A 6498-nucleotide genomic window follows, 5' to 3' on the forward strand; every position below is an offset into this window, starting at 1 on the left:
GGAATCAATTTTATGTTGATTCCTACCTTCATTTTTTCGATAAATACCACTTTATATTAATTAACGCATTGCTTGGATTTCAGAGTGGGATAAGCCTGTAATTTGGCTAATGATATCAATATCTAAGCCTAGCCTTAAACTGGTCAACACTTGGGTGTAAGTGCGTTGTTTGGCCTTCTCCTGCTCTTCTTGTCGAGCTTCTTCTCTTCCTTTGACTAACCCTCTTTTTACTCCTCTCTTTAATCCTTTTTTTAACCCCTCATTTCTTAAGCGATCAGCAATGGTCATAACCGTCTCCTGATATCCTTCGGTTTTTTCTATTAATGTTTTGACTATCTTTTTGTATGTCGGCGTATCCATCACACTAAATAGATAGTTGATGATTAAAATAACGTCATCACGGTGGTTTTCGTTCTCCTTGATCACCTGCGCTAAGCGCTTTGACAGCACCATAAGGTCATCTTTCAGGGATGAGTGTTTGAGAACTAACTCCAACGCGGCAACTTTTCGGTGATTCACAAGTTCATCGTCACTTGCCACCGTGACATCCACTAACGGCAGTGGATTGCAATACAAACTACGAGCTAAATCAGACCACTCAAAGCAATCCGTCCATGATTGGGAGTAAGGATAAGGGGATTGATTTCCATGATAAAACAAGATGGGAACCACCAACGGCAAGGTTTGGTGACCTTGCTGCAAATGCTGATTCATCGCGCAGAATGCATAATGCATCAACCGCCAGCCCATTAGCTTATCGGGGGAGGATTGGTGCTCAACCAAAAAGTAAAAATACCCCTTACCCCTGAGTGTTTGAACGGAATAGAGCATGTCAGAGAAACGAGAGCGCAAGGTTTTATCCACAAATGAAGCGCTGGCTAACTTCAAGGTATCAAAATTGCAGAGGTGCTTAATGCGATTAGGAAGATGGACTTCAAAAAAATCCCGCGCATTATCCACTTTGCTCATAAAGCCTTTAAAGGTTGAATCATGAGGAGCTACAATTGATTGGGTCGCCATCTCGGCCTCGTTTTGGTTCGTAAGATGGCGAGATACTAACCAATATTTTCGGGAGAGTGAGAAAAAGTTAGTCCTAATTAACGAGAATTACTTGACAGATTAACTCATTGCTTTTAATCGAATTATTTACTTATTTCATTCATAAAAAAGCCCCTTAACCCGCATATTGCAGCGCTAAGAGACTCTTCATAAATTAGCGTATTTTTTAATTTACTCTGCGGGGAAATTTGGACCGATTAAATCAATACGATCAGTACAAATGGCATCAACGCCCCACGCTAATAATAATTTAGCGCGTTCAGGGGAGTTCACCGTATACACCAGAATATATAAGCCCGCTTGCTTCAATAGTTCGACCCGAGCTTTATCCAATAAGAGATGGTCTAAATGGATAGAGACACAGCCTAAACGCGTTGTCAGTTCACGCCAATCCTCGCGCCACTCCTCCAGCAATAAACCCCGAGGCAATTCAGGTGCTGCGGCTTGAGCCGCTTCAAGGGACTCAATGGAAAATGAAGAGAGTAACGGTGCAGTTTGTCCTTCCCATAATTGTCGAGCCGCTAATGCCACCACGGTTCCTGTTTCTCTCTCCAAGCCGGTGGTTGGCTTAATTTCAATATTCGCCATCATGCGATGTTGTTGGCAACGCTCAGCCACTTGCGATAATAGCGGCAAATGCTCGTTAGCAAATTCTTGGCTATACCAGCTTCCAGCATCAATATTGACTAACTGGCTCCAGTCAAAATTCCCTGCTACCCCATGCCCATTACTCGTGCGCTCAAGGGTATCATCATGCAGAAGGAAGATTTGACCATCGCGGGATAATTTAGCATCAAACTCAATCATGGTATGACCATATTTCGCCCCAACATCGATAGCTGCGAGCGTATTTTCAGGGGCTAATTTACCGCCACCGCGATGGGCGACAATTTTAGGATAAGGCCAAAGATTCATAAACGGTGTCCATATTGAGTATCAAAAAAATGCTGATGGGCTTCAGGAAGATGAAGCCATAACGTGGAGCCAATCTGAGGGCGATGCTCGTGCCCAAGACGCACAATCACTTTTTGCCCTGCCCACTGACCATGCACTAAATTATCAGCGCCTAACATTTCGAGGGTCTCGACGACCAGCCGGATCCCCCCTGACGATTCAGAGCCTAACTGTAAATGTTCCGGTCGGATGCCTAACGTTAGCGCATGCCCTACCCACTGTAAATACGTTCTACCCAACGGTAATTGCATTCCGCCATCGAGTTCAAAGCGAGAACCGTCCGAACTCAGTTTCCCTTCCAGCAAGTTCATGGCAGGGGAACCAATAAAACTCGCCACAAAACGGCTGGCAGGACGCTCGTACACTTCAACTGGGGAGCCAATCTGTTCCGCAACGCCTTTATTCACCACCATCACTCGCTGCGCCAAGGTCATCGCTTCCACCTGATCGTGTGTCACATACAAGCTGGTGGTTTTTAAACGACGATGCAGCTGTTGCAGTTCAAGGCGCATCTGTACCCGCAACTTTGCATCGAGGTTAGAAAGCGGTTCATCAAATAAGAATACGGCGGGGTCACGCACAATGGCACGCCCCATAGCCACGCGCTGACGTTGACCACCGGAAAGCTCTCTCGGTTGACGCTTTAATAATCCATCAAGCTCTAAAATCCGTGCGGCATCCGCCACTTTTTGGCGAATGATCTCTTTTCCTAGCCCACGAATTTTTAGCCCCCATGCCATATTCTCTTCAACGCTCATATGAGGATAAAGCGCGTAATTTTGGAATACCATCGCAATGCCACGCTCTTTGGGTTCTAGATGCGTGACTCGCTTTCGGTCAATCCAAATATCCCCGCTCGTCACTTGCTCTAACCCTGCCACCATACGTAATAGCGTGGATTTACCACACCCAGAAGGCCCTACCATCACGATAAATTCGCCATCTGCCACATCCACTGTCAGCGGCTTGATCACTTGATTTTTTCCGTCCCAACTTTTAGTGACGGCTTGAAGTTTTAATTCTGCCATGCTTATTTCTCACTATCGACCAAGCCACGCACAAACGCCCTCTGCATAGCTAATACCACAAGAACGGGTGGAATCAGCGTGAGCAACATTGCCGCCATCACTTGATTCCATTGAGTCGTACCTTCACCCGATGCGATCATGCCTTTGATCCCCGCAACTGCGGTTCCTAAGCTGGGATCTGCAACGATCAAGATTGGCCACAAATATTGGTTCCAACCATAAATAAACGTGATCACAAACAACGCGGCTAAGTTTGTTTTGGACAACGGCAACACAATGTCGATGAAAAACCGCATTGGTGAAGCACCATCAATACGCGCTGCCTCTATCAATTCATCCGGCAACGTCATAAAAAATTGGCGAAATAAAAAAGTCGCCGTCGCGGAAGCCATCAACGGCAAAGTTAGCCCGGCGTAACTATCCACCATGTTTAAGTTAGAAATCACCTCTACTGTGGGGAAAATTCGCACTTCGACAGGCAACATTAATGTGATGAAAATCATCCAAAAAAATAGGCTACGGCACGGAAAACGGAACCAAACGATGGCAAATGCCGATAATATCGAAATCGTAATTTTTCCAATTGCTATCACCAACGCCATAATGGTGCTGTTCACCAACATCAACCAAAATGGGGCGCTATTCGCTGCCACGCCGTTATTCCAAATATGCAGAATGTTCTCCCATAAATGAGAGCCTGGTATTAGGGTAATGGGGGTATCGAAGACCGCTTTATCATCGAGTGTCGCGGCAACAAAGGCCACATACAGCGGGAATAAAATCACTAAAATCCCAATTACCAGCATGGAATGACTGAATACGCTCAGTCCACGATTTTTCTCAATCATTGGTAGCGAACCTTACGCTCGATAAAACGGAATTGAATCACCGTTAGGACGATCACCAAGCCCATCAAAATCACGGATTGTGCTGCGGATGAAGAGAGGTCGAGCCCTGAAAATCCTTCACGGTAAATCTTATAAATCAGTGTCGTCGTCGCTTGTACTGGCCCGCCACCTGTTGCCGCATCAATCACAGGGAAAGTATCAAAGAAGGCATACACCAAATTCACCACCAATAAAAAGAAACTCACAGGGGTGATTAATGGTAAGGATATTTTAAAGAAACGGCGGATAGGTCCCGCACCGTCGATAGCCGCCGCTTCCATCAAAGAGCGTGGAATAGATTGCAAGGCAGCGAAGAAAAACAAAAAGTTATAACTGATTTGCTTCCAAACTGAGGCTAAAACGACTAAAAACATCGCCTGACCGCTATTTTGCGCATGGTTCCAGTCATAGCCAATGGATTCCAAACCATAGGTTATCAATCCTCTGCCGGGACTAAACAAAAACATCCATAAAACCGCCGCAACAGCAGGTGCAACGGCGTAGGGTAGTAGCATTAATGTTTGGTAAAAACGGCTTCCTCTTACCACATAGTCAACCAAAGCCGCGAAAAACAGCGAGACGACAAGCCCACTTCCTGCTACCCAGCCACTAAAAATCATCGTGGTATAGAAAGAGTCTACATAGTAGCTATCGCTAAAGAGTTGAGTGAAGTTTTCTAACCCCACAAACTCACTGGATAATCCAAAAGGATCAATACTTTGTAATGAATACCAAAGCGCTTGTCCGGCTGGCAAAATAAAGAAAATCACCGTAATGATGAGCTGTGGTAATACTAGCGCATAAGGCAACCAGCGGGAGCGAAATACGGGACGAGATGATGACATAAGCAACCCAATAAATCAGATGTGATGCAGCGCCCCTCTTAATTCCATCAAGAGGGGCGAAAGAACTCATTACTGAGTGGATTTTTCGAAACGGCGCAGTAATTGGTTACCACGCTCAACAGAAGTATCGAGGGCTTGTTGTGGCGTCTTTTTGCCTGACCACACGGATTCCAGCTCTTCGTCCACGATGGTACGAATTTGTGGCATATTACCTAAGCGTAATCCTTTGGTATAAGGTAACGGCGCTTTGTTTAACATTTGGCGAGTCGCAATATCCGCCCCCGGATTTTTGTCATAAAAGCCGGATTTTTGGGTTAACTCATACGCTGCCGTTGTAATCGGTAAATATCCTGTATTTTGATGCCATTTTGCGGCATTTTCAGGCTCAGCTAAGAATTTCATAAATTCCGCAACACCTTTATAGGTTTCAGGATCTTTACCGCCCATCACCCACAAGCTTGCACCACCAATGATGGCATTTTGTGGTGCCGTTGGAATTTGTGCATCGTAAGGCATCATGCCAACACCAAAATCAAACTTAGCGTGCTTGCGAATATTCGCCAGAGAACCGGAGGAGCCAGTAATAATGGCACAATCCCCGTTATAGAATTTCTCAGTTGGCTCGTCTTTACGCCCTAAATAGCTGAAGGTGCCTTTTTTATTCATATCTTGCAGCTGCTCGATATGCCTAACGTGATCTGGGGTGTTAAACTCCAGTACTGCATCAGTGCCGTCAAAACCATTATTCTTCGATGCGACAGGCAACCCGTTCCATGCACTGAAGTTTTCAATTTGTATCCAGCCCTGCCAACCACTGGCGTAGCCGCACTTCATTCCTGATTCACGTAGCTTTTCAGTATATTGGGCAAGATCTTGCCATGTTTTTGGTGGGGTATCTGGATTTAAACCGGCTTTTTTGAAGGCTTCTTTATTGTAATAAAGCACCGGAGTGGAGCTATTGAAAGGCTGGGATAGCAGATGCCCCGTTTTCGCATCACTATAATAACCCGAAACGGTAGGCACAAACTGAGATTCATCAAAATCAATCCCAGCTTCTTGGAAAACTTCGTAGACAGGTTTGATGGCTTTGGATGACATCATCGTCGCAGTACCAACTTCATAAACCTGCAGTATCGCAGGTGCATTGCCAGAACGAAATGCCGCAATCCCCGCAGCGAGGCTTTGCTCGTAATTCCCTTTATAAGTGGAAACTACGTTGTAATCTGGGTGAGTTTCATTAAAGCGAGTGACAAGGTCATTCACTTCTTCACCAAGCTGACCTTCCATTGAATGCCAGAATGGGATTGTGGTGACTGCCATTCCTTGACTGCTAAAAGCCAAGCCTAACATCATTGCTAAAGCGGACTGTTTGATCGATGCCATGCCAATTCTCTCTTTTATATGACTGAAGTTTATCCGCAGAGATTTACACCAAAATGTGCGAATTCACGCAGTTTATGTTCGAGAGAGAATTTATCACCGAGAAATGACAGAAATATCGCCAACACATGACAGATTAATGACGGCCATATCTCTAGCAAATGACGCTTACATGACAATCGGCGTGTTTTATTTTCACGGTATATCGGAAAAAAACACTCAATTTAAATAAAAAAATTTTGATTATTGAAAAATGATTAAATAACAAAAAATAGGAAACATAAATAAAAAAGTAAAGAAAGATGCCAGAAATAATTTTGCGGAAACTGTCATTCTATACATATT

The 6498-nt window shown here is 44.7% G+C and carries 6 protein-coding genes; all 6 read right to left on the reverse strand.

The window, feature by feature from the left end:
* Positions 1-60: 60 nt before the first annotated feature.
* Positions 61-1020, reverse strand: coding sequence for an Rpn family recombination-promoting nuclease/putative transposase (locus JK188_RS15790; protein ID WP_211887001.1), 960 nt, complete (start codon positions 1018-1020; stop codon positions 61-63).
* Positions 1021-1230: 210 nt separating this feature from the next.
* Positions 1231-1974: a glycerophosphodiester phosphodiesterase gene (gene ugpQ / locus JK188_RS15795; RefSeq protein ID WP_211886999.1), complete on the reverse strand. Its 744-nt coding sequence runs from the start codon at positions 1972-1974 to the stop codon at positions 1231-1233.
* On the reverse strand, positions 1971-3041 hold the full coding sequence (locus JK188_RS15800; RefSeq protein ID WP_211886997.1) for a sn-glycerol-3-phosphate import ATP-binding protein UgpC: 1071 nt from the start codon (positions 3039-3041) through the stop codon (positions 1971-1973). Before JK188_RS15800 ends, ugpQ begins: the two co-directional genes overlap by 4 nt.
* A gap of 2 nt (positions 3042-3043) precedes the next feature.
* Entirely contained in the window at positions 3044-3889 is an 846-nt protein-coding gene (gene ugpE / locus JK188_RS15805; RefSeq protein WP_211886996.1) for a sn-glycerol-3-phosphate ABC transporter permease UgpE, read from the reverse strand.
* Positions 3886-4773: a sn-glycerol-3-phosphate ABC transporter permease UgpA gene (gene ugpA / locus JK188_RS15810; RefSeq protein ID WP_036949569.1), complete on the reverse strand. Its 888-nt coding sequence runs from the start codon at positions 4771-4773 to the stop codon at positions 3886-3888. Before ugpA ends, ugpE begins: the two co-directional genes overlap by 4 nt.
* Positions 4774-4842: 69 nt before the next feature.
* On the reverse strand, positions 4843-6156 hold the full coding sequence (gene ugpB / locus JK188_RS15815; RefSeq protein WP_211886995.1) for a sn-glycerol-3-phosphate ABC transporter substrate-binding protein UgpB: 1314 nt from the start codon (positions 6154-6156) through the stop codon (positions 4843-4845).
* Positions 6157-6498: the final 342 nt, after the last annotated feature.

This window comes from Providencia sp. JGM181 (assembly GCF_018257375.1).
GTDB lineage: Bacteria > Pseudomonadota > Gammaproteobacteria > Enterobacterales > Enterobacteriaceae > Providencia > Providencia lanzhouensis.